Annotated in this window: 20 protein-coding genes and 1 tRNA gene; 8 read left to right on the top strand and 13 right to left on the bottom strand. The window is 72.7% G+C overall.

The window, feature by feature from the left end; translation table 11 throughout:
- Positions 1 to 20: 20 nt before the first annotated feature.
- The 5 genes from rsmA to rsmI all read right to left on the bottom strand — a co-directional run bounded on the left by rsmA (position 21) and on the right by rsmI (position 4,686).
- Positions 21 to 914, bottom strand: coding sequence for a 16S rRNA (adenine(1518)-N(6)/adenine(1519)-N(6))-dimethyltransferase RsmA (gene rsmA / locus ACFVGS_RS07740; protein WP_385691417.1), 894 nt, complete (start codon positions 912 to 914; stop codon positions 21 to 23).
- A gap of 49 nt (positions 915 to 963) precedes the next feature.
- Positions 964 to 2,121, bottom strand: a complete 1,158-nt coding sequence (locus ACFVGS_RS07735) for a ubiquitin-like domain-containing protein (RefSeq protein ID WP_384415890.1) — start codon at positions 2,119 to 2,121, stop codon at positions 964 to 966.
- A gap of 124 nt (positions 2,122 to 2,245) precedes the next feature.
- Complete coding sequence (locus ACFVGS_RS07730; protein WP_385691414.1) at positions 2,246 to 3,115, bottom strand: TatD family hydrolase; 870 nt, start codon at positions 3,113 to 3,115, stop codon at positions 2,246 to 2,248.
- A gap of 53 nt (positions 3,116 to 3,168) precedes the next feature.
- Positions 3,169 to 3,606 carry a hypothetical protein gene (locus tag ACFVGS_RS07725; RefSeq protein ID WP_384415884.1) on the bottom strand — a complete coding sequence of 146 codons (438 nt, stop codon included), beginning with the start codon at positions 3,604 to 3,606 and terminating at the stop codon, positions 3,169 to 3,171.
- Between the two features lie 210 nt (positions 3,607 to 3,816).
- Positions 3,817 to 4,686, bottom strand: coding sequence for a 16S rRNA (cytidine(1402)-2'-O)-methyltransferase (rsmI, locus tag ACFVGS_RS07720; RefSeq protein ID WP_384415881.1), 870 nt, complete (start codon positions 4,684 to 4,686; stop codon positions 3,817 to 3,819).
- A gap of 133 nt (positions 4,687 to 4,819) precedes the next feature.
- Here rsmI and ACFVGS_RS07715 point away from each other — a divergent pair, with 133 nt between their 5' ends.
- The gene (locus tag ACFVGS_RS07715; protein ID WP_385691533.1) at positions 4,820 to 6,613 is read left to right on the top strand and encodes a dolichyl-phosphate-mannose--protein mannosyltransferase; all 1,794 of its coding nucleotides are present in this window, start codon (positions 4,820 to 4,822) and stop codon (positions 6,611 to 6,613) included.
- A 531-nt stretch (positions 6,614 to 7,144) separates the two neighbouring features.
- Here the strand turns inward: ACFVGS_RS07715 and ACFVGS_RS07710 are convergent.
- Entirely contained in the window at positions 7,145 to 7,453 is a 309-nt protein-coding gene (locus ACFVGS_RS07710) for an antibiotic biosynthesis monooxygenase family protein (RefSeq protein WP_384415878.1), read from the bottom strand.
- 192 nt (positions 7,454 to 7,645) lie between these two features.
- On the opposite strand from ACFVGS_RS07710, the gene ACFVGS_RS07705 reads away from it, so the two are divergent.
- The 5 genes from ACFVGS_RS07705 to ACFVGS_RS07685 all read left to right on the top strand — a co-directional run bounded on the left by ACFVGS_RS07705 (position 7,646) and on the right by ACFVGS_RS07685 (position 11,233).
- Positions 7,646 to 9,304, top strand: coding sequence for a penicillin-binding transpeptidase domain-containing protein (locus ACFVGS_RS07705; RefSeq protein ID WP_385691410.1), 1,659 nt, complete (start codon positions 7,646 to 7,648; stop codon positions 9,302 to 9,304).
- Positions 9,305 to 9,358: 54 nt separating this feature from the next.
- Positions 9,359 to 9,847, top strand: a complete 489-nt coding sequence (locus tag ACFVGS_RS07700) for a YbaK/EbsC family protein (RefSeq protein ID WP_384415872.1) — start codon at positions 9,359 to 9,361, stop codon at positions 9,845 to 9,847.
- Positions 9,844 to 10,695, top strand: coding sequence for an EamA family transporter (locus ACFVGS_RS07695; RefSeq protein WP_384415870.1), 852 nt, complete (start codon positions 9,844 to 9,846; stop codon positions 10,693 to 10,695). The genes ACFVGS_RS07700 and ACFVGS_RS07695 overlap by 4 nt, the downstream gene beginning before the upstream one ends.
- A 16-nt stretch (positions 10,696 to 10,711) precedes the next feature.
- On the top strand, positions 10,712 to 11,146 hold the full coding sequence (locus ACFVGS_RS07690; RefSeq protein WP_384415867.1) for an NUDIX hydrolase: 435 nt from the start codon (positions 10,712 to 10,714) through the stop codon (positions 11,144 to 11,146).
- Positions 11,147 to 11,159: 13 nt separating this feature from the next.
- Positions 11,160 to 11,233: transfer RNA gene (locus ACFVGS_RS07685), tRNA-Ala, on the top strand.
- A gap of 90 nt (positions 11,234 to 11,323) precedes the next feature.
- On the opposite strand, the gene ACFVGS_RS07680 is transcribed toward ACFVGS_RS07685, so the two are convergent.
- The 4 genes from ACFVGS_RS07680 to ACFVGS_RS07665 all read right to left on the bottom strand — a co-directional run bounded on the left by ACFVGS_RS07680 (position 11,324) and on the right by ACFVGS_RS07665 (position 15,215).
- On the bottom strand, positions 11,324 to 12,502 hold the full coding sequence (locus ACFVGS_RS07680; protein WP_385691407.1) for a serine hydrolase domain-containing protein: 1,179 nt from the start codon (positions 12,500 to 12,502) through the stop codon (positions 11,324 to 11,326).
- A gap of 79 nt (positions 12,503 to 12,581) precedes the next feature.
- Positions 12,582 to 13,379: an energy-coupling factor ABC transporter ATP-binding protein gene (locus ACFVGS_RS07675; protein WP_385691405.1), complete on the bottom strand. Its 798-nt coding sequence runs from the start codon at positions 13,377 to 13,379 to the stop codon at positions 12,582 to 12,584.
- An 11-nt stretch (positions 13,380 to 13,390) separates the two neighbouring features.
- The gene (cbiQ, locus tag ACFVGS_RS07670) at positions 13,391 to 14,152 is read right to left on the bottom strand and encodes a cobalt ECF transporter T component CbiQ (protein WP_385691402.1); all 762 of its coding nucleotides are present in this window, start codon (positions 14,150 to 14,152) and stop codon (positions 13,391 to 13,393) included.
- Between the two features lies 1 nt (position 14,153).
- The gene (locus ACFVGS_RS07665; RefSeq protein ID WP_384415855.1) at positions 14,154 to 15,215 is read right to left on the bottom strand and encodes an energy-coupling factor ABC transporter permease; all 1,062 of its coding nucleotides are present in this window, start codon (positions 15,213 to 15,215) and stop codon (positions 14,154 to 14,156) included.
- A 150-nt stretch (positions 15,216 to 15,365) separates the two neighbouring features.
- Between ACFVGS_RS07665 and ACFVGS_RS07660 the strand changes: the two genes are divergently transcribed.
- On the top strand, positions 15,366 to 15,746 hold the full coding sequence (locus ACFVGS_RS07660) for an SsgA family sporulation/cell division regulator (RefSeq protein WP_384415852.1): 381 nt from the start codon (positions 15,366 to 15,368) through the stop codon (positions 15,744 to 15,746).
- Positions 15,747 to 15,842: 96 nt separating this feature from the next.
- Here the strand turns inward: ACFVGS_RS07660 and ACFVGS_RS07655 are convergent, their stop codons facing one another.
- Together ACFVGS_RS07655 and ACFVGS_RS07650 are read right to left on the bottom strand one after the other, a co-directional pair.
- The gene (locus tag ACFVGS_RS07655) at positions 15,843 to 18,041 is read right to left on the bottom strand and encodes an MMPL family transporter (protein ID WP_385691399.1); all 2,199 of its coding nucleotides are present in this window, start codon (positions 18,039 to 18,041) and stop codon (positions 15,843 to 15,845) included.
- 111 nt (positions 18,042 to 18,152) lie between these two features.
- Positions 18,153 to 18,725 (bottom strand): TetR/AcrR family transcriptional regulator, encoded by a 573-nt coding sequence (locus ACFVGS_RS07650; protein WP_384415846.1) that lies wholly within the window; start codon positions 18,723 to 18,725, stop codon positions 18,153 to 18,155.
- 171 nt (positions 18,726 to 18,896) lie between these two features.
- On the opposite strand from ACFVGS_RS07650, the gene ACFVGS_RS07645 reads away from it, so the two are divergent.
- Entirely contained in the window at positions 18,897 to 22,259 is a 3,363-nt protein-coding gene (locus ACFVGS_RS07645) for a S41 family peptidase (protein ID WP_384415843.1), read from the top strand.
- Here the strand turns inward: ACFVGS_RS07645 and ACFVGS_RS07640 are convergent.
- Entirely contained in the window at positions 22,202 to 22,747 is a 546-nt protein-coding gene (locus ACFVGS_RS07640; RefSeq protein WP_384415841.1) for a GNAT family N-acetyltransferase, read from the bottom strand. The genes ACFVGS_RS07645 and ACFVGS_RS07640 overlap by 58 nt on opposite strands.
- Between the last annotated feature and the right edge of the window lie 50 nt (positions 22,748 to 22,797).

The raw sequence follows: 22,797 nt of genomic DNA, 5'->3' as shown, positions 1-22,797 counted from the left end.
GTTCGTAGCCCCGTTCGCACTCACTGCTGCTCGGCTCCCTTGTCCACGGCGTTCTCGGCGATCCGCGCGAACTCCTCCACCGTCAGTGCCTCGCCGCGCGCCTGCGGCGAGATCCCGGCCGCGACCAGGGCCGCCTCGGCCGCGGCGGGCGAGCCCGCCCAGCCGGCGAGGGCCGCGCGCAGGGTCTTGCGGCGCTGGGCGAAGGCCGCGTCGACGACGGCGAAGACCTCCTCCTTCGTCGCCGTGGTCTTCAGCGGCTCGGTGCGCCGCACCAGGTACACGAGCCCGGAGTCGACGTTGGGCGCGGGCCAGAAGACGTTGCGGCCGATGGCGCCGGCCCGCTTGACCTCCGCGTACCAGTTGGCCTTCACGGAGGGCACCCCGTACACCTTGTTGCCCGGCCGGGCGGCGAGCCGGTCGGCGACCTCGGCCTGCACCATGACGAGGGTCCGCTCGATGGTCGGGAAGCGGTCCAGCATGTGCAGCAGCACGGGCACGGCGACGTTGTACGGCAGGTTGGCGACGAGCGCGGTCGGCGCCGGGCCCGGCAGTTCCTGGACGTGCATGGCGTCGGAGTGGACCAGCGCGAAGCGGTCCTTGCGCTCCGGCATGCGCGCGGCGATCGTCGACGGCAGGGCGGCGGCGAGGATGTCGTCGATCTCGACGGCCGTCACCCGGTCCGCGGCCTCCAGGAGCGCGAGGGTGAGGGAGCCGAGGCCGGGACCGACCTCCACGACCACGTCGTCGGGGCGCACGCCGGCCGTACGGACGATCCGCCGGACCGTGTTCGCGTCGATGACGAAGTTCTGGCCCTTCTGCTTGGTCGGGCGCACGCCGAGGGCGGCGGCCAGCTCGCGGATGTCGGCGGGGCCGAGGAGGGCGTCGGGACCGTCGGGTCCGGTGGTGGTGCTCACCGGTACAGCCTACGGGGCGCCCGTACGCCCGGCCGACGGCTCACCCCGGTCACCCGTACAGCCGGCGGCCGCAGTGGGGCCACGGGCTCGCGCCCCGCTGCACGTACAGCTTCTTCGCCCGGAAGGTCTGTTCGGCGGCGGGCGCGTTCTGGGCGACGCCGCTGCCGCCGAGGGAGCGCCAGGTGCCGGGGTCGAACTGGTAGAGCCCGCCGTAGGTGCCGGACGGGTCGACGGCGTTCGGCCGGCCGCCGGACTCGCAGGCGGCGAGCGCGCCCCAGTCCAGACCGTCGGCGCCGGCGACGGAGCTGGGCAGCGGGCGGCTGCCGACCCGGACGCGCTGGGCGACGGGCTCCCGGACGGTCTCCTCGCGGACCCGGCGCGGCTTCTGCCGGACGCCGTTGACCGTCCGCAGGGTGTACGTGACCCGGCGCACGCCCGGCACGCCCTGCCGTTCGACGACCTCGGTGCCGGCGAAGAGCTCCGGGTCGGTGGTGCGCTCGACGGCGAACGGCACGGGTTCCTCGCGGATCTCCTGGGTGCCGGTGATCCGCAGCACGGTGATCGTCTGGCCGTCGCGCGGGAAGGAGCCGAGCGGCACGGAGGTGGTGTCCTGGCCGGAGAGGGTGATCCCGGCCTCCTCGACGGCCTCGCGGACGGTGGCCGCGTTGGTGCGCACGGTCCGCTCCCGGCCGTCGGCCAGAAGGGTGACGGCGCGCTCGGTGCGGACGTCGAGGGCGAGGCCCTGCCGGGAGATGGGCGCCGAGCGGGAGACGGAGAGGTAGGCGCCCTCGGCCCGCACCCCGAGCTGGCGCAGCGCGCCGTCGACGGTGCGGGCGGTGGTCCACACCTGGCGGCGCCGGCCGTCGAGCGTGAGGGCGACGGGGCGGCCGTAGCGGACGACGATCTCGTCGCCGCTGGCGAGGGCGGCTCCAGGGGCGGGCGCGACGATGTCGTGCGCGCCGACCGCCAGGCCCTCGTCGGCGAGCAGTTCCTCGACGTCGTCGGCGAAGGTGTGCAGGGTGCGGGGCACGCCGTCGACCGACAGTCTGACGGCCTTGTCGTTGGCGACGAAGGCGCTGGTGCCGCCCGCGAGGAACGCCACGACCAGGGCCTGCGGGACGATGCGCCGCAGGCCCTCGACGGCGGGCGGGTTCGCCTTGCGGCGCCGGGCGGCCCTGCGGGCCCCGGAACGATGCGAAGTGCTCACGAGGCCGGGACCCTAGCCCTGAGGCCGATCACTCTCCAAAACGACTCGACTACCTTGCGTAACCGTTATGGATCGGTGATCAGCCGGGTTGCCCGGTCCGCGGTCGGCGGTCAGGAGGCGTCCGTCAGTAGTCGAAGGCGCGCGCCGTGTTCGTCGCGATGGCCTCGGCCAGCTCCTCCTCCGTGATCCCGCGGACCGCGGCCATCGCCCGGACGGTCACCGGGATCAGGTACGGGGCGTTGGGGCGGCCGCGGAAGGGCGCCGGCGTGAGGAAGGGCGCGTCGGTCTCGACCAGGACGAGCTCCAGCGGGGCGACGGCGAGGGCGTCGCGCAGCGGCTGGGCGTTCTTGAAGGTGACGTTGCCGGCGAAGGACATGTAGTAGCCCTTGGCGGCGCAGATCTCGGCCATCTCGGCGTCGCCGGAGTAGCAGTGGAAGACCGTCCGCTCGGGCGCGCCCTCCTCGTCGAGGACCCTGAGCACGTCGGCGTGGGCCTCGCGGTCGTGGATGACCAGGGCCTTGCCGTGGCGCTTGGCGATCTCGATGTGGGCGCGGAAGGAACGCTCCTGCGCGGCCATGCCCTCCGGGCCCGTACGGAAGTAGTCGAGGCCGGTCTCGCCGACGCCGAGGACGTGCGGCAGGGCGGCCAGCCGGTCGATCTCGGCCAGCGCGTCGTCGAGGGCCGCGTCGCCGCCCGCCTCGCGGGCGCCCTGGCGCGACCAGCCGTCCGGGTCGCCCAGGACGATCCGGGGGGCCTCGTTCGGGTGCAGGGCGACGGCCGCGTGCACGTGCTCGTGCGCGGCGGCGGTCTCGGCGGCCCACTGGGAGCCCTTGATGTCGCAGCCCACCTGGACGACCGTGGTGACGCCGACGGCGGCGGCCTTGATGAGGGCCTCCTCCACGGTGCCGGACTGCATGTCGAGATGGGTGTGCGAGTCCGCGACCGGGACCAGCAGGGGCTCGGGCAGCGGCGGCGGGGCGTCCTTGGAACTCATGGCCCCGATCGTACGAGGGCCATGAGTTCCACCGCGAAGGATTACCGCCGGGGCTACCTGCGGGAGCGGAACGGGTGCAGCAGGTCGGAGAGGTGCCAGTGGTGCGGTACCGGCGGCGGTTCCTCGCCCGCGACGGGGATGTCCTCCGTCAGTTCCTGGCCGATGGGCCCGGCGATGGACACCGGCTTGGCCGGCCGGGCCCCGCGGCTGTGGTGCTCGGTCGCGGCCACCATGTCGAGCACCGACGACACCTGGCCCGCCCGCATGATCCGCACGACGTGGCTGCCGCAGTTCATGCAGGTCGGCCGGGACAGCGGCGAGGGGACGCGGGCCCCGTCGGCCTTGTACACGACGTATTCGTGCCCCCGTGCGTCCACGTGGTGCTCTATCTCGTACGCCTGCTCCCAGCCGTATCCGCATCTCATGCAGGCGAAGGCGTACGCCTCGTGGGCCACGGGCGTTCCGGTGCCGGTGCCGGTGATCTCGCTCATTCCAGCTCCTCTCCACTGAACCCAGTGGACGCCTTTTCCGGCCGGAGCGCATCAGCGCCGGAGAAACCATGGACGCCATTTGGCGTTTCCTTGCCCCGAAGGCCTTCAAGCGGCCCGCCGCCGGGTTTCCGCTTTGCCTTTCAGATTAGCCCTTTACCTTTTACGGGGCCTATCAGGACCTACGGATGACGGGGCCCGCGGTTTACCGGCCTACGGGGCCTTTCCGGTACCGGGGCCCTCCGCGTTCTTCGCCGCGACGACGGCGTCGAACACCTCGCGCTTGGGGACACCGGCCTCCGTGGCGACCGCCGCGATGGCCTCCTTGCGCCGCTCCCCCGCCTCCTCGCGCACCCGCACCCTGCGCACCAGCTCCGCCGCGTCGAGCTCGGCGGGACCGGTCTCCGGGGCGCCCTCGACGACCACGGTGATCTCGCCGCGCACGCCCTCCTTCGCCCACTCCGCGAGCTCGCCGAGCGGGCCGCGCCTGACCTCCTCGTAGGTCTTGGTCAGCTCCCGGCACACGGCGGCCCGGCGGTCCGCGCCGAAGACCTCGGCCATCGCGGCGAGGGTGTCGTCGAGCCGGTGCGGGGCCTCGAAGTAGACGAGGGTGCGGCGCTCCTCCGCGACCTCGCGGAGCCGGGAGAGCCGCTCGCCGGCCTTCCTCGGCAGGAAGCCCTCGAAGCAGAAGCGGTCCACGGGCAGCCCGGACAGGGCGAGCGCGGTGAGCACGGCGGACGGGCCGGGCACGGCGGTGACCTTGATGTCCCGCTCGACGGCGGCGGCGACCAGGCGGTAGCCGGGGTCGGAGACGGACGGCATGCCCGCGTCCGTCACCAGCAGTACCCGCGCGCCGCCGGCCAGCGCCTCGACCAGCTCGGGCGTGCGGGCCGACTCGTTGCCCTCGAAGTAGGAGACCACCCGGCCCTGGGTGTGGACCCCGAGCGCGCGGGTGAGCCCGCGCAGCCTGCGGGTGTCCTCCGCGGCCACGATGTCCGCGTTCTCCAGTTCGGTGGCGAGCCGCGGCGGAGCGTCCGCGATGTCGCCGATGGGCGTGCCTGCGAGTACCAGCGTTCCTGTCACATGGGTCATCCTCCCAGCCCCGCCGGTGGTCCACCCAGCCCGGACAGGCGACGCGCACAGACGCGTTCCCTACGATGGCGCGGTGACCAGAACCGCACCCGAGGCCCTGGAGGGTCAGCACCCCATGGACCCCATGGACGCCGAAGGCCCCGTGGCCGCCAAGGACGCCCGGGACGCGAGGGACGCCCAGGACGCCTGGGACCGCGCGGACCTCGTGGGACCGACCGGGGCCGAGCAGTCCGCGTGGCAGCGCAGGCTGTGGCACTTCGGTTACCGCCCCGACACCACGGGCCCCCTGGCCGTCGGGCTGCGGGAGCGGCTCGTGCCGCCGTACACCCGGCCCTCGCCGCGGCTGTGGTCGCTCCTCGGGATCCCTCCGAAGGCCGCCCACCGGGTGTGGCGCCTCGCCGCCTGGGGCGGGCCGCTGCTCGTCGCGCTGGTCGCGGGCCTGCTCCGGTTCTGGAAGCTGGACGAGCCGGACGCGGTGATATTCGACGAGACGTACTACGCCAAGGACTCCTGGGCGCTGATCAACCAGGGCTACGAGGGTGCCTGGCCCAAGGACATCGACAAGACGATCCTGTCCGACCCGGGCTCCGTCCTCGTGCCGACGGACCCGGGTTACGTGGTCCATCCGCCGGTCGGCAAGTGGATCATCGGGCTCGGCGAGAAGATGATCGGCTTCGAGCCGCTGGGCTGGCGGTTCATGGTGGCGCTGCTCGGCACCCTGTCGGTGCTGATGCTGTGCCGGATCGGGCGGCGGCTGTTCCGTTCGACGTTCCTGGGCTGTCTGGCGGGCCTGCTGCTCGCCGTGGACGGCCTGCACTTCGTGATGAGCCGCACGGCCCTGCTCGACCAGGTGCTGATGTTCTTCGTGCTCGCCGCCTTCGGCTGCCTGGTCGTGGACCGGGACCGGGCGCGGGCCCGGCTGGCGGCGGCGCTCCCGGTGGACGAGGAGGGAGTGCTCCGGCCGGACGCGTCGGTGGCGCGGACGCTGCGGCTCGGCTGGCGGCCGTGGCGGCTCGCGGCCGGCGTGATGCTGGGCCTGGCCGCCGGCACCAAGTGGAACGGCCTCTACATCATGGCCGCGTTCGGTCTGATGACGGTGCTGTGGGACATCGGCGCCCGGCGTACGGCCGGCGCGATCAGCCCGTACGCGGCGGTGGCCCGCCGCGACCTGGTCCCAGCCTTCGTGTCGACGGTCCCGGTCGCCATCGCCACCTACCTCGCGTCCTGGTCGGGCTGGATCTTCACGGACAAGGGCTACTTCCGCAACTGGGCCGCCGAGCAGGACCGGCTGACCGGCGGCGGGACCTGGAGCTGGCTGCCGGACTGGCTGCGCAGCCTGTGGCACTACGAGACCGAGGTCTACAAGTTCCACGTGGGCCTGAGCTCGCCGCACACCTACGAGTCCAACCCGTGGAGCTGGCTCGTCCTGGGCCGCCCGGTCTCCTACTTCTACGAGTCCCCCGCCCCCGGCACCGCGGGCTGCCCCGCCGACGCCAAGGAGAAGTGCGCCCAGGAGGTCCTGGCCCTCGGCACGCCGCTCCTGTGGTGGGCCGCCTGCTTCGCGCTCCTCTACGTCCTGTGGCGCTGGGCCTTCCGCCGCGACTGGCGCGCGGGCGCGATCGCGTGCGGCGTGCTGGCCGGCTGGGCGCCGTGGCTGCTCTACCAGGAACGCACCATCTTCCTTTTCTACGCGGTGGTGTTCGTCCCGTTCCTGTGCCTCGCGGTGGCGATGATGCTGGGGGCGATCATGGGCCCGGCGGGTTCCTCGGAAAGGCGGCGCACTTTCGGGGCGGTGGCCGCGGGTGTGCTCGTTCTCCTCATCGTCTGGAATTTCATCTACTTCTGGCCGCTCTACACGGGGCAGGCGATTCCCATGGACCAGTGGCGGAACAGGATGTGGCTCGACACCTGGGTGTAGCGGGGTGAGAACGGGGTGAGGGCGCGACCGGCCGGTCGCGCCCTCTACGACCAGGGGGCTACTTGACCTTCTTCGGCTTCTTCGGCTTCTTCACATGGTCTTGAAGGACCACTTGTCCGTTATCGCTTACGGCCGAGGCCGCCTCCATGGCTGCTGGCGCGGCGAGAGCTCCGCAGAGGGCGAAAGCCCCTGCTGCGGTGGCTGCGCGCCTACGGATTACGGCATGCATGGGTATCACCGATCCGGCTGTAGGGCCACACTTCCATCATTCGCCGCATGCGAGTGGCGGGCAACGGGGCCCCCGGCATGTCGCGCCCCAGCCGGGCGGTGAGGGGTGGGCCCGGGAGACCGTTCCGAGCCTCTACCAGGGGCTCCGACACCATGATCACGGCGCAGAGACGGCCCAGCAGCTAGCTGCCGTACGGCCCGACCGGCGGAACAGGACGTGGCTCGACACCCGGGTGCGGCGGGTGAGAACGGGGTGAGGGCGCGGCCGGCCGGTCGCGCCCTCGCGGCTTCCCGGAGCTCTCGTCACACGGACACGGCCAGCTCGTAGCCGCCGCTCGACATGTCGTCGCACAGGGCCCGGCAGGCGCCGAGCAGTTCGGCGAACTCGGGCTTGCTCTGCCACTCCTTCATCGCCGCCGGATCCCGCCAGGAGGAGAAGGACACGAAGTGGCGCGGCTCGTTCAGGTCACGGATGAGCCGCGCGGAGAGGAAGCCGTCATTGGCCTCCTTGGTCCAGGTGAGGAAGGCCCTCCAACGGTCGACGAACTCATCGGCATCGCCCTCGGAGACCTGCCAGTTTCCAGAAGCCCAGTACGTGCTGTCCTCGGACACGGCACACCACCTCGGCTCGGTAGGGGCCCCTCTTCTCAGACTAGGGCCTGCCCGCGCGGGGCGCCCCGGCGTCGCGGACACGGGCGTCTCGGCAAACCGACGCCCCGGTCGCTTTCCGGTAACGACCGTCGCAGGTGTCACTCCTGCCGCTTAGGCTGCCGGGAGGCCACACCTGGGGAGGGAGGCGCAGCCATGCGCAGTGGTGCCAAGGTCGCGATCGTCGGCGGGGTGTTCGTCGTCGTGGCGAGCGGGATCGGATACGGGGGCTACAACCTCTGGAACGGGATCACGGGCGGTTCGGGCGGCACGACCGGCATGTCCGGCGCCGACGGCAAGAGGACCGGGCCGGTCACCTCGGAAGAGGTGACGTCGACCGCGAAGGACTTCCTGGCGGCCTGGGCCGCCGGCGAGGCGGACCGGGCGGCGCAGCTGACGAACAACCCGGTCGACGCCGGGCCGGCCCTGGCCGGCTTCCGCGAGGAGGCCAGGGTCTCCGCCGTCACCATCACGCCGGGCGCGGCGACCGGATCGGGCACGTCGGTGCCGTTCACGGTGAAGGCGACCGTCACGTACCAGGGCGTCTCCAAGCCGTGGACGTACGCCTCGGAACTGACCGTGGTGCGCGGCCTCACGACCGGCCGGGCGCTGGTCGACTGGAAGCCGACGGTGCTGCACCCGAAGCTGACGACGAAGACGGCGACGCTCCGCACGGGCGGCGCGAAGACCGGCGAGATCCAGGCCGTGGACCGCAAGGGCCGGGTCCTGACGGCCGAGAGGTACCCGTCGCTCGGGCCGGTCCTGGCCCAGCTGCGCGAGCGGTACGGCTCGACGACGGGCGGCAGGCCGGGCGTCGAGGTCTACGTCGACCCGGGCGTGCAGGGTGTCCCCGACACGACGCTGCTCACCCTCGCCAAGGGCGAGCCGGGCCGGCTGCAGACGACGATCGACGCCGACGTGCAGGCGGCGGCCGAGAAGGCGGTGGCGCGCCACGGCACGGCGTCCGTGGTGGCGGTCCAGCCGTCGACGGGGGCGGTGCGGGCGGTGGCGAACAGCTCGCCGAACGGGTTCAACGCGGCGTTCGAGGGCAAGAAGATGCCCGGTTCGACGATGAAGATCGTGACGGCGGCGCTGCTCCTCGAGAAGGGGCTGGTGAAGGCGGACCAGGTGGCCGAGTGCCCGCCCACCGCCACGTACTACAGCCGGACGATCGGGAACCTGGAGGGCTTCTCGATGAACGGAGCGACCTTCGGGAAGAGCTTCGCGCGCTCCTGCAACACGGCCTTCATCAAGAAGATCGACGACGTGAAGGAGACCGAAGGCGACGACTTCGGACTCGCCAGGGAGGCCAAGGAGGTCTTCGGCATCGGCCTGGAGTGGAAGACCGGCATCCTTTCGGTCGACGGCTCGGTGCCCGAGGCGACGGGCGGCGCGGCCGCGGAGCAGTACATAGGCCAGGGCACGGTCCAGATGAACCCGCTGAATATGGCCTCGATCACCGCGACGGCGAAGGCCGGCGTCTTCAGGCAGCCGTACCTGGTGGCGGCGGACGTCGACAACCGCACCTTCGCGACGGCGGAGCGGAAGCTGCCGACGCAGGTGGCGAAGCAGCTGCGCGACATGATGCGGCTGACGGCGACGGCGAGTTACGGCACGGCCACGGAAGCCATGGCCTCCGTGGGCGGCGACAAGGGCGCGAAGACCGGATCGGCGGAGGTCGACGGGCAGGGGGTGTCCGACTCGTGGTTCACGGGCTTCTCGGACGACCTCGCCGCGGCGGCGTTCGTGGAGAGCGCGGGCCACGGGGCGACGGCGGCCGGCCCGGTGGTGGCACAGGTGCTGAAGGCGGGGTAGCGGCGCCGTAACCCACTCGCGTGCCTCGTACACGTACCGCTAGCGTGCGGTGGCATGACGACCTCACACGCCGATGCCCATCCCCAGTTCGCCGCGGCCCTGAAGGAGTTGGGCCTCGACGTCGAGGTCCGGAGCTTCCCGGACGAGACGCGGACCGCGCAGCAGGCCGCCGAGGCCATCGGCTGCGAGGTCGCGGAGATCGTGAAGTCGCTGGTGTTCGCGGCGGACGGGGTGCCCGTGCTCGTCCTGATGGACGGCTCCTCCCGGGTGGACGTGGAGCGGGTACGGCAGGAGCTGGGCGCCGGGGCGGTCACGCGCGCCGACGCCCGGGTCGTGCGGGAGACGACGGGGTACGCGATCGGCGGCGTGCCGCCGTTCGGGCACCGCACCCGCACCCGGGTGCTCGCGGACCGCGGGCTGCTCGACCACGAGGTGGTGTGGGCGGCGGCCGGCACCCCGCACAGCGTGTTCGCGCTGGACCCGAAGGCGCTGATCGCCCACGCGGGCGGCACGCTGGTGGACGTCCGCGAGCGCTCGGCGTGACGCCGCTGGTCGCGACGGCGGTGCTGCTCGCCGCCGTGACGCACGCGAGCTGGAACGCGATCGCCGCGCGCATCCGCGACCAGCTGCTCTCCTTCACCCTGATATCCGGCGGCGGCGCCCTCATCGGCGCCGTCGGCGTGTGCTTCACCCCGCTGCCCGCCGCCGGTGCGTGGCCGTACCTGATCGCCTCGGCGCTCCTCCACATCGCGTACTACGCCCTGCTGATGAAGTCCTTCGAGCTCGGCGACTTCGGGCAGATGTACCCGATCGCGCGGGGCACGGCGCCGCTGGTGGTGACCCTGCTCGCCGCGGTCTTCGTCGGCGAGGTCCCCGACGCCGGGCAGCTCGCGGGCGTCGCGGTCGCCAGCGCGGGCCTCACCGGCCTGGCCTTGTGGGGCATCCGCGGCAAGGGCGCGCGCCCGCACTGGCCGGCGCTGCTCGCCGCCGGGGCGACCGGTCTGTCGATCGCCGCGTACACGGTCGTCGACGGCGTCGGTGTGCGCGCCTCCGGCACGCCGCTCGGCTACATCGGCTGGCTGATGCTCCTGCAGGGCCTGGCCGTCCCGGCGTACGCGCTGTACCGGCGCCGTGGCCGCCTGGCCGCCGAACTCCGCCCGTACGCCGCCCGCGGCCTCCTCGGCGCCGCCATGTCGGTCGCCGCCTACGCCCTGGTCCTCTGGGCCCAGACCAGGGCACCCCTCGCCCCGATCGCCGCCCTCCGCGAGTCCTCGATCATCGTGGGCGCCGCGATCGGCGCCCTCCTGTTCAAGGAACGCTTCGGCGGCCCCCGGGTCGCCGCGGCGGGCCTGATGGTGGTGGGCATCGGGCTGATGCTGTACGCGAGTTAGAGGAGGAAGGGGAGACATGACCGCATCCGTACGGACCCGGGTCTCGGCGTACGCCGTCGTCGTGGAGGACGGCCGGCTGCTGCTGGTGCGGCTGGCGGCCTCGTCGCCGGTGTTCGCGCCCGGCCTGTGGCACCTGCCGGGCGGCGGGATCGATCCGGGCGAGCAGCCGGAGGAGGCGCTGGCCCGCGAACTGCGCGAGGAGACCGGGCTGGAGCCGGCAACGGCCCGGCTCCGGGACGCGCGGACGTACGACGTCGAACGGGGCGGAGTGCGCTGGCAGTTGACCGGCCTGTTCTACGCCGTCGAGCTGAGGACGGCCGGAGCGCCGACGGTCGCCGAGGCGGACGGGGCCACGGACGCGGTGCGGTGGCTGCCGCTCGCGGAACTGGACCCCGCCACGCTGTCCCCGGCCGCGGCGGACGCCCTGCGCCTGCTCGCGCCCGCTCTATGATCACGGCAGGGACGGGGCTCGTAGCGCAGAGGTCGTCGCGCCTTCATGGCATGTGGGAGGACACCGGTTCGAATCCGGTCGGCCCCGTCCCGCCTCTCGCCCCGGGGCCGGGCGCCCAGTGCCCGGCACCGCTCCCGTACCCGACGCGCGGTGAGCAGCCCGAGCGGTCGCCGTCGGTCACAGTGACGCGCGCACCGCTCGTATCAGGGACTGGGCGCGTGGGTCCGCCGTGACCGTCTTGCGCATGCCGTTCGTGACGTAGCCGAAGGAGACGCCGGCTTCCGGGTCGGCGAAGCCGAGGGAGCCGCCGCGGCCCGGGTGGCCGAAGGAGGTGGGGCCGAGGAGCGGGGAGGCCGGGCCGTGGAGCATGTGGCCCAGGCCGAAGCGGGTGCCGACCACGAGGACCTGGTCGGGGCCCGCGGACTCCTCGGTGCGGGCCAGGGTGAGGGTCGCGGGGGCGAAGAGGCGGGGGCCGCCGTCGACGGGGCCCAGGGTCGCGGCGTAGAAGCGGGCGAGGGCGCGTGCGGTGGCGACACCGGCGGAGCCGGGGAGTTCGGCGGCCCGGTACACCGGGTCGTTCTCGTCGGGCTTCGGCTCGATCACGCCGAACGCGCGGCGGGTGAGGGACCGCGGGTCCTGGTAGGCGGCGACGACGGACGGCTTGGGGCGGAGCCGGAGCGCCGGGCTGTCCGGCGGTTCGATCTCCTCGACCGGGCCGAGCCGGCCGACCCGCCGGCTCTCGTCGTCCGGCAGGCCTATCCACAGGTCCAGGCCCAGCGGGCGGGCGATCTCCTCGGCGACCCAGCGGCCGATGGTGCGGCCGGTGACCCGGTGGACCAGGCCGGACAGCAGCCAGCTGAAGGTGTGGGCGTGGTAGCCGTGGGCGGTGCCGGGCTCCCAGGCGGGGGCCTGGGCGGCGATCGCGCTCATGGCGGTGTCCAGGTCGACCGCCTCGGCGAGGGTCAGCGGGCGGTCGAGGACCGGCACGCCCGCCCGGTGGGCGAGCAGCTGCCGTACGGTCACCCGCTCCTTGCCCGCCGCCTTGAACTCCGGCCAGTACGTGGCGACCGGCGCGTCCAGGTCGAGCTGGCCGCGCTGGTGGAGGAGGAGGGGTACGGCCGCGGCGACGCCCTTCGTGGCCGAGCGGACGACCTGGGCCGTGTCGACCGCCCAGGGGGCGTCCCCGTCCCCTTCCCCGCTGTGGGCGTCCCTCGTGCCCGCCCACAGGTCGACGACCTTGGTGCCGTCCCGGTAGACGGCGACCGCCGCGCCCCGCTCCCCGCGCTGCTCGAAGTTCCGCAGGAACGCGTCCCTGACCGGCTCGAATCCCGCCGCCACCGTGCCCCGGACGTCCACCTGAACCCACGCTTCCTCTCGTACGACCGAACCGCTCCCATGGTGCAACGTGGGTCCGGCACCGCCGATTCCGGGGGTCTCAGGCGACGGAGGCCGGCACGAAGCCGTACGGCAGCTCCAGGCGGTGGCGGGCCATGAGCTCCTCGTCGGCGAGGATGTCGGCGGTCCGCCCGTCGGCGGCGATCACGCCCTCGCTGAGGATCACCGAGCGCGGGCAGAGCTCCAGGGCGTACGGCAGGTCGTGGGTGACCATGAGGACGGTGACGTCCAGGGAGCGCAGGATGTCCGCGAGCTCGCGCCGGGAGGCCGGGTCGAGGTTGGAGGACGGCTCGTCGAGGACCAGGATCTCCGGCTCCATGGCGAGCACGGTCGCCACGGCCACCCGGCGCCGCTGCCCGAAGGACAGATGGTGCGGCGGCCGGTCGGCGAACTCCTCCATGCCGACCCGGGCGAGGGCCTTGCGGACCACGGCCTCCAGTTCGGCGCCCCGCACGCCGGCCGCCGCCGGGCCGAAGGCCACGTCCTCGCGGACGGTCGGCATGAACAGCTGGTCGTCCGGGTCCTGGAAGACGATGCCGACCCGGCGCCTGATCTCTGCGAGGTGCTTCTTGCCGACCGGGAGGCCGGCGACGGTGACGCCGCCCGCGCCGCCGGTGAGGATGCCGTTGAGGTGGAGCACGAGGGTGGTCTTGCCGGCGCCGTTGGGGCCGAGCAGCGCGACGCGCTCGCCGCGCCCGACGGTGAGGTTCACGCCGAAGAGGGCCTGGTGGCCGTCGGGGTACGCGTAGGCGAGGCCGCGTACGTCCAGCGAGGGGTGCTCGGTCACGGGCTGCTCGGCCGTCACGGGGTGCTCGGTCGTCACGGGCTGCTCGGTCATGCGGTCCACGGTCACAGAGTCCATCCCAGGAGGCAGATGAGGAGGGCGGCCGCGGGCAGGGCGGCGGCCTGACGCCATTGGGCCGTCGTCGCGGTCACCTCGTCGATGACCGGCATGGAGCCGGTGTAGCCGCGGCTGACCATGGCGAGGTGCACCCGCTCCCCGCGCTCGTACGAGCGGATGAAGAGGGCTCCGGCGGACTTGGCGAGGACGCCCCAGTGCCGTACGCCCTTCGCCTCGAAGCCGCGCGAGCGCCGGGCGATCGACATGCGCCGCATCTCGTCCGTGATGACGTCGCCGTAGCGGATCATGAAGGAGGCGATCTGGACGAGCAGCGGCGGCAGCCTGAGCCGCTGGAGGCCGAGGAGCAGTTCGCGCAGTTCGGTGGTGGCGGCGAGCAGCACGGACGCGGCGACGCCGAGGGTGCCCTTGGCGAGGACGTTCCACGCGCCCCACAGCCCGGGGACGGAGAGCGACACGCCGAGGACGGTCGTCTGCTCGCCGGGCACCACGAAGGGCATGAGCAGCGCGAAGGCGACGAACGGGATCTCGATGAGCAGGCGCTTCAGCAGGAAGCCGGCCGGTACGCGGGCCCGGGCGGCGACGGCGCCGAGCAGGACCGCGTAGAGGGCGAAGGCCCACATCGCCTCGCGCGGCGTGGCGACCACCACGACGACGAAGGCGAGGACGGCGGCGAGTTTGGTGTGCGGCGGCAGGGTGTGGAGCGGCGAGTGCCCCTGCCGGTAGAGCTTGTGCGCGTGCCCCGCCCCCATGTCAGACCCGCGCGCCGGTCTCGTGCCGCCTGCGGCGTACGGCCCAGAAGGCGCCGGTGCCGACGGCGAGGGTCGCGCCCACGCCGATGACGCCGGCCAGGCCGCCGGAGAGGCGGGCGTCGTCGACGTCCTTGACGCCGTAGTCGGCGAGCGGGGAGTCGGCGGCGGCGTGCGGCCGTACCTTCGCGTCGATGCCCTTGTCGGCGGCGACCTTCTCCAGGCCGTCGGGGCTGGCGGAGGCGTAGAAGGAGACGAAGCCGGCGAGGACGAGCGCGGTGACGACACCGCCGATCCACAGCTTCCTCGGGGAGCGGGCGGGCACGGCCGCGGGGGTCGCGGGCGCCGCGTCGACGAGCTCGCCGTCCACGCGCAGCTTGAGCGGCGTGGTCAGGCCGCGGGCGCCGTACACCAGGTCCGGGCGGACGGCGACGACCGCGCCGACGGTGAGCATGGTGATGACGGCCTCGCCGATGCCGATGAGGGTGTGGACGCCGACCATGGCGGCGAGGACCTTGCCGATCGGCACGTCGGTGGTGCCGCCGATCGCGTAGATCGCGGTGAAGGCGGTGGCGGCGGCCGGTACGGAGACCAGCGCGGCGACGAACGAGGCCACGGTCACCGAGCGGCGCGTACGCGGCAGCACGAGGACGAGGCCGCGGAAGAGGGCGTAGGCGACGAGGACGGTCACCACGCCCATGACGGTGATGTTCACGCCGAGCGCGGTCAGGCCGCCGTCGGCGAAGAGGATGCCCTGCATGAGCAGGACGACGGCTATGCACAGGACGCCGGTGTACGGCCCGACGAGGATCGCCGCGAGCGCGCCGCCCAGGAGGTGTCCGCTGGTGCCTGCCGCGACGGGGAAGTTGAGCATCTGCACGGCGAAGATGAAGGCGGCGACGAGACCGGCCAGCGGCGCCGTCCGCTCTCCCCCGTGGCCTTCGGCACGGGAGGTGCCCCCCAGCTCCTTGCGCGCTCCGCGCAGGCTCACGGCTACGGCGCCGGCGGCGACGATGCCGGCGGCGGCCGATACGGGAGCGTTGATGAATCCGTCGGGTACATGCACGTCCCGAATGATAAGGCGCTCCTGCGAACCGTTTGCAAGAGCGCTCAGGGGTCAGGAGGAGAGCGAGGAGTCCTCGCCTGCCCGGGCGTACGCCTGGAAATAGTGGGACATTAGGGACTAACAACGCGAATGAGTGTGAGGAGTCGTCCGATGCCCCGCGCCGCTGATGACCACCAAGTCCGCCCGGTCCGCGCGATCGAGGACCACGCCCGAGGCCGGATCATCAGCGACGCCCCGCTCTCGCGCCCGGTGCCGGTGGCCCTCCGCTTCGACCCCGGCTTCCAGCCCGCGACCGTACGCTTCGTCTTCCCCGGCAACGTCGAGTGGTCGTTCCCGCGCACCCTCCTGGAGACCGGGCTGCGCGCGCCCGCCCGGCGCGGCGACATAGGCGTGTGGCCGTGCGGCCGGGTCCAGACGGTGGTGGAGTTCCACACGGACGACGGGGTCGCGGTCGTCCAGTTCGACACCACCGCCCTGCTCCGCTTCCTCAGGCACACGTACGCCGTCGGCGCGCCGATGTCGGCACGCTGACGGCGTACGCGCCGCGTCGGCTCCCCGTCCCCACAGGTTCCGGCGCGGTCCGGGGCGCGCCGCCCGCTCACGCGGCGGCCCCGGAGTCTCACGGGATCAGACGGAGACCAGTTCCCGGTCCTCGTCCTTGCCTCCGTCCTTGCCCCTGCCCGTGCCGTTGCCCGCGCCCTCGTCCTGCGCGCCGGCCAGGCCCTCGCCCTCGACGTCCACGTTGGGCAGCACGCGGCCGAGCCACTTCGGCAGCCACCAGGCCTTGTGGCCGAGCAGCGCGAGCACGGCCGGCACGATCGCCATGCGGACGACGAACGCGTCGAACAGGACGGCGACGGCCAGGCCGAAGCCGATCATCTTCACCATCTGCTCGCTGGAGCCGATGAAGCCCGAGAAGACCGCGATCATGATCACCGCGGCGGCGGTGACCACCCGGGCGCCGTGACGGAAGCCGGTGACGATCGCCTCGCCGGGGCGCGCGCCGTGGACGTACGCCTCGCGCATCCGGGTGACCAGGAAGACCTCGTAGTCCATCGCGAGGCCGAAGACGACACCCACCATGAAGATCGGCATCATCGACATGATCGGGCCGGTCTGCTCGACGCCGAACAGGCCGCCGAGCCAGCCCCACTGGAAGACCGCGACGACCGCGCCGAGGGCGGCGACCACGGAGAGCAGGAAGCCGAGGGCCGCCTTGAGCGGGACCAGGACCGAGCGGAAGACCACCATGAGCAGCAGGAAGGCGAGTCCGACGACCAGCGCCAGGTAGGGCAGCAGCGCGTCGTTCATCTTCTGCGAGAAGTCGATGTTCATCGCGGTGGCGCCGGTGACCAGGACGTCGTCGCCGGTCGCGCCGCGGATGTCGTGGACGAGCTCCTCGGTCTCCACGGAGGACGGGCGGTCCTTCGGGATCACGGTGATCATCGCGGTGTCGCCGGCCTTGTTCGGGGTCGGCGGGGTGACGGCGGCCCAGCCCTCCAGGCCCTTGATCGTGGAGACGGTCTTGTCGGCGGCGGCCTTGTCGCCGTCGACGACCACGAGCAGCGGGCCGTTGAAGCCGGGGCCGAAGCCGTCGGACAGCAGGTCGTAGGCGCGGCGCTCGGTGGCCGAGACGGGCTTCACGCCGTCGTCCGGCAGGCCCATCTCGAGGGACGCGGCCGGTACGGCGACGGCGCCGAGACCGAGGACGCCGACGAGGAGGACCATCACGGGGCGGCGGATGACGAAGCGGGCCCAGCGGGTGCCGGCGTTCGGCTTGTCCTCCGCGTCCTTCTTCTGCCCCTTGCGCTCCTTGCGGGCCACGACCTTGTCGCCGGCGAAGCCGAGCAGGGCGGGGATGAGGGTGAGCGCGATCAGTACGGCGATGACGACGGTGCCGGCGGCGGCGAAGCCCATCTTGGTGAGCATCGGGATGTTGACGACGGCGAGGCCGACGAGCGCGATGACCACGGTGAGGCCGGCGAAGACCACGGCGGAGCCGGCGGTGCCGGCCGCGCGCCCGGCGGCCTCCTCCTTCTCACGGCCCTCGGCGAGCTCCGCGCGGTAACGGGAGACGATGAAGAGGGCGTAGTCGATGCCGACCGCGAGGCCGATCATCATCGCGAGGGTGGAGGTGGTGGTGCCGAGGTCGAGGACGTTGGCGAGGGCGGTGATCGTCGAGATGCCGATGCCGACACCGATGATCGCGGTGAGCAGCGGCAGTCCGGCGGCGACGAGCGAGCCGAAGGTGATGACGAGCACGACTCCCGCGATGACGACGCCGATGATCTCGCCCGCACCCTGTTCCGGCATGCTCTGCAGGGCGTCGCCACCGATCTCGACGGTCAGGCCCTGGCCCTGTGCGTCGCGCCCGGTCTTCTTGAGCGCGTCTCGGGTCTCGTCGCTCAGCTCCATCGCGTTGACCTTGTACGCGACGGAGACGTACGCGGTCGAGCCGTCGCGGGAGACGGCCTGCGCGGTGTACGGGTCGGTGACGCGGGCGATCTGGTCGGAGCCGGACTTCAGCTCGGCGACGGTCTTGGCGACCTTGGCCTTGTTGGCGGGGTCCTGCATGCTCTGGCCGGCCGGGGCCTTGAAGACCACGCGGGCGGTGGCGCCGTCGGCGCTGCCGCCGGGGAAGCGCTGTTCGAGCAGGTCGAAGGCGCGCTGTGCCTCGGTGCCGGGGATGGAGAAGGAGCTGGAGGTCGCGGCGGGCGCGGTGGCGGCGCCGACTCCGGCGAGCGCGAGGAGCGCCACCCACAGCAGGGCGACGAGCCGTCGGCGCCGGAAGGCGGAGCGGCCGAGCTTGTAGAGGAACGTGGCCACGGGGGCGTACTCCCGGTGTTGAGTGGGACAGGGCATGGGGAGCCGGCCCGACGGCGTGAGCGGTGCGACGTCAGGTGGTGCGGGAAGTGCGGGACCGCGGGGTGCGGTGGGTCAGGCGCCGAGTGAGGGGAGCACGACGGCGTCGACGTAGCTGCTGAGGAAGGCGTTGTCCACCGGCTGGTCGTCGATCAGCGGGCGGGCGATGAACGCTCCGATCAGCATGTGCGGGACGAGCTTGAGCGCCGGGTTGCCGGCGTCGACCTCACCCCGCCGTACTGCTCGGCGCAGCACCTCGTCGAGGCCGGTCATCTCGGGTTCGATGAGCAGCTCGCGCAGTGCCTGGAGCAGTTCGGGGTTGTCGTGGACGGCATGGGCCAGGCCCCGCATCAGCGCGGAGTCCTTCTCCATCTGGCAGTCGTCGGTCCGCTCCAGCATCACCCGGAAGTCGCCGCGCAGGCTGCCGGTGTCGATCTCGGCGAGCGAGACCGGCTTGTTGTGGCGCAGCGCCTTGGCGACGAGTTCGGGCTTGCTCCCCCACTGGCGGTAGAGGGTGGCCTTGCTGGACCGGGTGCGGGCGGCGACGGCGTCCATGGTGAGGGCGTCGTAACCGACCTCGCGGAGGAGTTCGAGCACGGCTTCGTACAGCTCGGCCTCCCGCTCCGGGGTGAGCCTGCTGCGCGCCATGCCTGACCTCCGTACCGAACGAAACGGTTTCGTACACCACGACGATACCCACGGATCTAGCGAAACGAAACCGTTTCGTACGTGTCCTGGGCCACAGTCCCCGGCGGACTCCATCACTTCTGTACTGGCGTACGAGTTGCCGCACCCCCTCTGCGCGGAAAGCATGAGGAGGTGAGTGACGACGTCGCGTATCTCCGCTTCCCGCACCTCCACGGCGAGCTGCTCTGCTTCGCGGCCGAGGACGACCTGTGGATCGCCCCCCTCGCGCCCGAGGGCGGCCGGCCCGGCCGCGCCTGGCGGATCACCGCCGACCGGACCCGGGTCGGGCACCCGCGCTTCTCGCCGGACGGACGGCACATCGCCTACACGAGCTGGCGCAGCCTCGACCCCGAGATCCATCTCGCGCCCGTGGACGGCGGGCCCTCCCGGCGGCTCACCTACTGGGGCTCCACGGACACCCGGGTCTGCGGCTGGTCGCCGCCCGACAAGGACGGCCGGTCCGACATCCTCGCCGTCTCCTCGCACGGCCAGCCCTTCTCGTACTTCTCCTGGGCCTACACCGTGCCCACCGACGGCTCCCCCGGCGGCCGGATGCCCTGGGGCCCGGTCTCCCACATCGCCGTCGCCGACCTCGACGACGACACGGGAGACGCCGAGGGCTCCGGGCACGACACCTCCGGCGCGCACCGGCGCACCCTGCTCCTCACCGGCACCCCGCCGCACGAACCCGCCTCCTGGAAGCGCTACCGGGGCGGCGCCATGGGCCGGCTGTGGCTGCACGGCGAACGGCTGCTCCCCGACATCGGCGGCCACCTGGACGCACCCATGTTCGTCGAGGCACCGGCCGGCGAGGGCAGGGCCGGCGGCGGGACCAGGATCGCCTTCCTCTCCGACCACGAGGGCATCGGCAACCTCTACTCCTGCCTCCCCGACGGCACCGACCTGCGCCGCCACACCGACCACGACGAGTTCTACGCCCGCAACGCCTCCAGCGACGGCCGCCGGGTGGTCTACCAGTGCGCGGGCGATCTGTGGATCGTCGACGAACTGACCGCCGACTCCAAGCCCCGCCGCCTCGACGTCCGCCTCGGCGGCCCGCGCACCGGCCGGCGCCCCTACCAGGTGCCCGCCGCCCACCACGTGGACGCCCTGTCCGTCGACGAGACCGGCCGGGCCAGCGCCGTCACGGTGCGCGGCAGCCTCTACTGGCTGACCCACCGCGACGGCCCCGCCCGCACCATCACCGACACCCCCGGCGTCCGCGTCCGGCTCCCCGAGATGCTCGGCAGCGGCGGCCAGGTCGCCTACGTCACCGACGCCGACGGCGAGGACGCCGTCGAGATCGCCTACCTGCCCCGGGCCACCGGCGACCGCGAACCGCGCCGACTGGCCTCGGGCGAACTCGGCCGCGTCGAGGAACTGGTCTCCGACCCGGACGGCGAACGCCTCGCCATCGCCTCCAGCGACGGCCGGCTCCTCCTGATCGACGTCACCGAGGAGTCGAACGGAGAGGTCACCGAACTGATCCGGTCCGACAACGGGCCCGTCCGCGACCTCGCCTTCTCCCCCGACGGCAGCTGGCTCACCTGGTCCCACCCGGGCATCGGCCGCTCGCTGCGCTCCATCAAGATGGCCCGCATCTCCGGCCCCGGCGCCCGCGACGTCGTGGACGTCACCAACGGCCGCTTCGAGGACGAGAACCCGGTCTTCACCCGCGACGGCCGCTATCTCGCCTTCCTCTCCTGGCGGGGCTTCGACCCCGTGTACGACGTGCACACCGGCGACCTCTCCTTCCCGCTGGGCTGCCGCCCCTATCTCGTACCGCTCTCCTCCGCGACCCCCTCTCCCTTCGCGTTGCTTCCCGACGGGCGGCCCGCCGCCGGCGGCATGGACCCCGCCGACGAGGAGGCGGGCTCCGGCGACGGCACGGTCACCGTCGAGATCGAGGGACTCCCCGACCGGGTCACGCCCTTCCCCGTGACCGCCTCCAAGTACTCCGCCCTCCACCCGGTGGCCGGCGGCGGACTGGTGTGGCTGCGCTGGCCGATCTCCGGCGCGCTCGGCGAGACCTTCGCCAACCCCAACGATCCCTCCCCCCGGCCCACGCTGGAGCACTACAACATCACCAAGGCCCGCAAGACCGAACTCGTCGACCACCTCGACTCTTTCGCGGTCAGCGGCGACGGCACCCGGCTCGTCGTGGTCGACGAGGGCGACCTGCGCGCCGTCCCCGCCACCGAGACCGGCGACGGCGATTCCACCGTCTACCTCGACCTGCGGCGGATCGTGCACGAGGTCGACCCGGCCGCCGAGTGGCGGCAGGCCTTCGACGAGGCGGGCCGGATCGTCCGCGCCTACTTCTGGGAGCCGGACATGGGCGGCCTCGACTGGACGGCCGTCCTCGACCAGTACCGCCCGCTCGTCGAACGGGTCGCCTCCCCCGACGAGTTCGCCGACCTGCTGCGCGAGGTCATGGGCGAGCTCGGCACCTCCCACGCGTACGTCACCCCCGCCCGGCGCAACGAGGGGCCGCCCCACTACCAGCGCCCCCAGGGCCTGCTCGGCACCAACTTCGTGCACCGCGACGGCGGCTGGGTGGTCAAGCGGATCCTGCCCGGCGACTCCTCCGACTCCAAGGCCCGCTCGCCGCTCGCCGGCACCGGCATCCGCGAGGGCGCCGTCCTCACCCATGTCGACGGCAGGCCCGTCGACCCGGTCGCCGGCCCCTATCCCCTCCTTTCCGGGACCGGTGGCACCACCGTCGAACTCACCTTCACCCCCGCCGAGGGCGAGGGCCGCTCCCGCCGGATCGCCGTCGTGCCCCTCGTCGACGAGCGCCCGCTGCGCTACCAGGACTGGGTGACCAAGCGCCGCGCCGTCGTCCGAGAGGTCAGCGGCGGACGCTGCGGCTACCTCCACATCCCCGACATGGGCGGCTCGGGCTGGGCCCAGTTCAACCGCGACCTGCGGATGGAGGTCTCCCAGCCGGCCCTCATCGTGGACGTCCGCGGCAACGCCGGCGGCCACATCAGCGAGCTGGTGATAGAGAAACTCACCCGCAAGATCCTCGGCTGGGACCTCACCCGGAACGCCCAGCCCGTCAGCTACACCTCCAACGCTCCGCGCGGCCCCATCGTCGCCCTCGCCGACGAGGCCACCTCCTCCGACGGCGACATGATCACCGCCGCCTTCAAACTGCTCCGCCTGGGCCCCGTCGTCGGCCAGCGCACCTGGGGCGGGGTCGTCGGGATGACGGGCCGCCACCGGCTCGGCGACGGCACCCAGATCACGGTCCCGATGAACGCCGCTTGGTTCCCCGAATACGGCTGGTCCATCGAGAACCACGGCGTCGCCCCGGACCTCGAGATCATGCGGACCCCGCTCGACTGGGCCGAGGGCCGGCACGCCCAGCTCGACGACGCCGTCCACGTCGCCCTCGCCCTCCTGGAGGAAAGCCCGCCCGCGAGCCCGCCCGGCTACGAGTCGGTGCCGGACCACTCCCGGCCGAAACTGCCGCCGAGGTCCAGCTCGTAGGCGATGCCCCGCTCGCCGTCCTCGAGCGTCACGCTGCCCACCGCCCCGAACCCGACCCGGGCGAGCACCGCCCGGGACGGCCCGTTGTCGGGGGTCGTGCGGGCGGTCAGCCGGCTCAGCCCGTACTCCTCGCGGGCCCGTATGCACAACTCCCGTACCGTCGCGGTCGCCAGGCCGCGCCCCGCGGCCTTCTCCGCCACCCGGTAGCCCAGTTCGGCGGTGCCGGACTCCTGGTCGACGTCGATCAGGTTGAACCGCCCGAGTATCTCCCCGTCGCCGGTCACCAGCACGTGGAAGAGGATGGTCCCGGTCTCCTGCTCGTCGAGCAGGGCCCGGTGCCGGGCGGCGAACCCGGCGTCCTCGAAATACGCGTCCCCGCGGTCGGGCACGGACGCCGCGAAAAAGGCCCGGTTCTCCCGCTCGAAGGCGAGCAGGGCGGGCGCGTGGTCGTTTCGGATGCGCTCAAGTACGGCCTTGGTTACGGACATGGCATCACCGTACGTAACCCCACGACTCCCCGCCCTCGGTTATCCACAGG

Source organism: Streptomyces sp. NPDC127114, assembly GCF_042677525.1.
Taxonomy (GTDB): domain Bacteria; phylum Actinomycetota; class Actinomycetes; order Streptomycetales; family Streptomycetaceae; genus Streptomyces.
Note: the sequence above shows the minus strand (reverse complement) of the source record. Positions and strands in the feature narration are given on the sequence as shown.

Coding starts and splice junctions, on each gene's coding strand:
- ACFVGS_RS07730 (WP_385691414.1), bottom strand. CDS start 3,115: ATGAGTTCCAAGGACGCCCCGCCGCCGCTGCCCGAGCCCCTGCTGGTC.
- ACFVGS_RS07725 (WP_384415884.1), bottom strand. CDS start 3,606: ATGAGCGAGATCACCGGCACCGGCACCGGAACGCCCGTGGCCCACGAG.
- ACFVGS_RS07715 (WP_385691533.1), top strand. CDS start 4,820: ATGGACGCCGAAGGCCCCGTGGCCGCCAAGGACGCCCGGGACGCGAGG.
- ACFVGS_RS07705 (WP_385691410.1), top strand. CDS start 7,646: ATGCGCAGTGGTGCCAAGGTCGCGATCGTCGGCGGGGTGTTCGTCGTC.
- ACFVGS_RS07700 (WP_384415872.1), top strand. CDS start 9,359: ATGACGACCTCACACGCCGATGCCCATCCCCAGTTCGCCGCGGCCCTG.
- ACFVGS_RS07690 (WP_384415867.1), top strand. CDS start 10,712: ATGACCGCATCCGTACGGACCCGGGTCTCGGCGTACGCCGTCGTCGTG.
- ACFVGS_RS07675 (WP_385691405.1), bottom strand. CDS start 13,379: ATGACCGAGCAGCCCGTGACGACCGAGCACCCCGTGACGGCCGAGCAG.
- cbiQ (WP_385691402.1), bottom strand. CDS start 14,152: ATGGGGGCGGGGCACGCGCACAAGCTCTACCGGCAGGGGCACTCGCCG.
- ACFVGS_RS07660 (WP_384415852.1), top strand. CDS start 15,366: ATGCCCCGCGCCGCTGATGACCACCAAGTCCGCCCGGTCCGCGCGATC.
- ACFVGS_RS07650 (WP_384415846.1), bottom strand. CDS start 18,725: ATGGCGCGCAGCAGGCTCACCCCGGAGCGGGAGGCCGAGCTGTACGAA.
- ACFVGS_RS07640 (WP_384415841.1), bottom strand. CDS start 22,747: ATGTCCGTAACCAAGGCCGTACTTGAGCGCATCCGAAACGACCACGCG.